General features: G+C 68.8%; 2 protein-coding genes. Both read left to right on the top strand.

Annotated elements, in window-relative coordinates; translation table 11 throughout:
* Positions 1-293: ImmA/IrrE family metallo-endopeptidase (locus Q0R13_RS00010; protein ID WP_293897562.1), on the top strand; the 293-nt coding region annotated here is incomplete at its 5' end.
* A gap of 489 nt (positions 294-782) precedes the next feature.
* Entirely contained in the window at positions 783-2,807 is a 2,025-nt protein-coding gene (locus Q0R13_RS00005; protein ID WP_293897559.1) for a ParB/RepB/Spo0J family partition protein, read from the top strand.
* The last annotated feature ends 174 nt before the right edge of the window (positions 2,808-2,981 follow it).

Raw genomic sequence — 2,981 nt, 5'->3', positions numbered from 1 at the left:
GCACGCTGATGCACGAGCTGGCGCACGTAATTCTCAAACACGTTCCGGCGCGCGTCGATGTATCCACGACCGGCATGCTGCTGCTCAGCGACTACTCTGAAGACGCCGAGGCGGAGGCGGATTGGCTCGCCGCCGCCATGTTGCTCCCCCGCGAAGTCCTCATTCGTAGCCGCAGGCGTGGCGAAGGTATCACCGACATCGCGGCCGCTTTCGGCACCAGCGATCAGCTGTGCGAATGGCGTCTTCGCATGACCGGTGTGGACGTGCAGCTGAAGCGGTCGGCGCAGCGCTAAACCTAGGCGGCGCCATGGTCGCGACTTAGACCAGCGATAGTTTCGCCGGCCACGTCAGATTGATTAGCGGACTCTTCGCACAGCCTGGCCGCAACGCCCCAAGGTCAAATGAGAGCAGCCGGCGGTCGTGCTCGGTCCCGTCGCTTCGCTCCTCCTACGGGTCCGACCCTTCGGGCGCCTTCGCGCCGGCGGCCGCTCGACGGCGCGTCCCGCCTGGTCTCGCGACCAGGCTCCTTGCGGCCTCCTCCCCATCTCGCCCCGATCCGAGCAGGATCGCGGCTCGGGCGGCTTAGGGCGTCCGCCCTCGGCGCACTTCGGAGCGCCTTCCGCCCAGCTTCGGTCCTCGCCCTGATCTCACGCTGCTCTGGGTTTGAAAGCCCTGCAGCTGGGTCCCCGCGAAGGCGCCCCTCCGTTTGCACACCCGGTCTCGCCGACGGGCAGGGGTTCAGGCGCGCCTTGCGCCTGCACCCTGACCCCAAGGAGGTTCCTATGACTGCCAAGTTTGAGACCGTCCTCGACCACGGCGCCGTGGTCGAAATCCCACTCAACAAGCTCAAGAAGTCGCCGAAGAACGTGCGCAAGGTCCCGCACAGCCCAGGTGAGATCGAGGCCCGCGCCACCAGCATCGCCGCCAAGGGCGTGCTTCAGCCGCTGGTGGTGGAGCCCGAGTTCGACGAGGCGGGCGAGCCGACCGGCTTCTATCTCGTCACCATCGGTGAGGGCCGCCGCCTCGCGCAGTGCCTTCGGGCCTCGCGCAAAGAGATCAGGAAGACCGAGCCGGTTCGCTGCGTGATCGATACGCTCAACGACGCCGCAGAAATCTCCCTGGACGAGAACATCAGCCGCACGGACATGCACCCCGCCGACCAGTTCGAGGCCTTCCGCGACCTCGGCGAACGCAAGGGCTGGGGGCCTGAGGAAATCGGCGCCCGGTTCGGGGTGTCGGCCCCCGTGGTGCGCCAGCGGCTGCGTCTCGGCGCTGTCAGCCCCAAGCTGCTGGCCATCTACCGCGAGGACGGCCTGACCCTGGACCAGCTCATGGCCTTCGGCGTCACCGAGGACCATGCCCGCCAGGAGCAGGTATTCGAGCAGCTTTCATTCAACCGCAGCCCACACCTCATCCGCCGCGCCATGACCGAGGCAAAGGTTCCGGCCGATGATCGCCGCGTCGTGTTCGTCGGCGCGGAGGCCTATGCGGAGGCGGGCGGCGTCATCCTGCGTGACCTCTTCACCGAGGATCGCGGCGGCTGGCTGGAGGATGTGGCCCTGCTGGACCGGCTTGTGCTGGAAAAGCTGGTCGCGCTGGCGACCCAGCTTCGCGAGGCCGAGGGTTGGAAGTGGGCGCAGGCCCATCTCGACTACCCGACCGGCCACGGCCTGACGACGCGGGTCTATCCGCGCCGGATCGAGCGTACGGCCGAGGATGAGGCGAGTATCGCCGCCCTGTCCGAGGCCTATGACGCCTTGACCGAACAGTGGGGCGAAGTCGAAGACCTGCCGCCTGACGTGGAAGCCAAGCTCGCCGAAATGGACGCCGAGCTTCAGGCCTACGGCGACGGCTACGGCTTCGATCCCGACGAAATCGCGCGCGGCGGCGTCTTCGTGGTGCTGGGCCATGACGGGCAAGCTCGAATTGAGCGCGGCTGGGTGCGAGCCGAAGACCTGCCACCGCCGGTGGAGGCCGAAGGCGCCGAGGACGACGCCTCGCCCGGCATGGCCCCGGCTGGGGCGGTGGAAGGTGCGGCGGAGGACGGCGAGGACGACGAGGCGGAAGACGAGCTTGCGCCGTTGTCGGATCGCCTGATCGCCGACCTGACGGCCCATCGCACGGCCGGCCTGCGCGACGCCCTGGCCGAGAACCCGGACGTGGCCCTGCTCTGTGTCGTCCACGCCCTGACCTTGCGGACTTTCTATCCCGCCTGCGCGCCCGCCACCTGCCTGGACCTGCGCAGCGCGTCCACGGGCCTTGGGCAATACGCGCCGGAGATCGAGGACACCCGCGCCAGTCGCGCCATCGATCAGCGGCATGAAGCCTGGGCGCGGCAGATGCCGGAAGACCCGCGAGAGGTCTGGGCTCTTGTCACCACCCTCGACGGCGACAGTCGCCAGAGCCTTCTTGCTCACTGCGTGGGGGTCAGCGTCAACGCCGTCCGCGCGTGGGAGCGGCGGCCCGCCGCGCTGGCTCACGCCGACCAGCTGGCCCAAGCGGTCAGTCTCGATATGGGCTCCTACTGGACCCCGACCGAACACAGCTACTTCGGGCGCGTCACCAAGGCGCGGATCGGCGAGGCCGTGCGCGAGGCGGTGTCGGACGAAGCGGCCGCGCGGATCGCCAGCTTGAAGAAGCCCGAGATGGCGCAGGCCGCCGAGCAGCTCGTGGTCGGGACCGGCTGGCTGCCGCCGCTGTTGCGCGCGGCAGCGGCGCTCGTCGAAGGTGGGAGCGCCGAGGCCGTTCCGCAGGGCGAAGCGGACTTGGCCGACGCTGAGGCCGCGCCCGCCATCGCGGCGGAATAGGTCATCTTGGTCGGAGCCGCTTCGGCGGCTCCGATCCTTTCCGGGTCTGCGGATTTCAGTCGATACGGACCACAGCGCACGCCACGACGGGCGGGGTTCCGCTGAGCGGCAGGTAGAGCCTCGCGATCCGGCGGTCGTTGACGGTGTCCTCGACGGTAAACGGTCGCTCCATCC

The sequence above is a fragment of the Phenylobacterium sp. genome, assembly GCF_025351295.1.
Lineage (GTDB): Bacteria > Pseudomonadota > Alphaproteobacteria > Caulobacterales > Caulobacteraceae > Phenylobacterium.
Note: the sequence above shows the minus strand (reverse complement) of the source record. Positions and strands in the feature narration are given on the sequence as shown.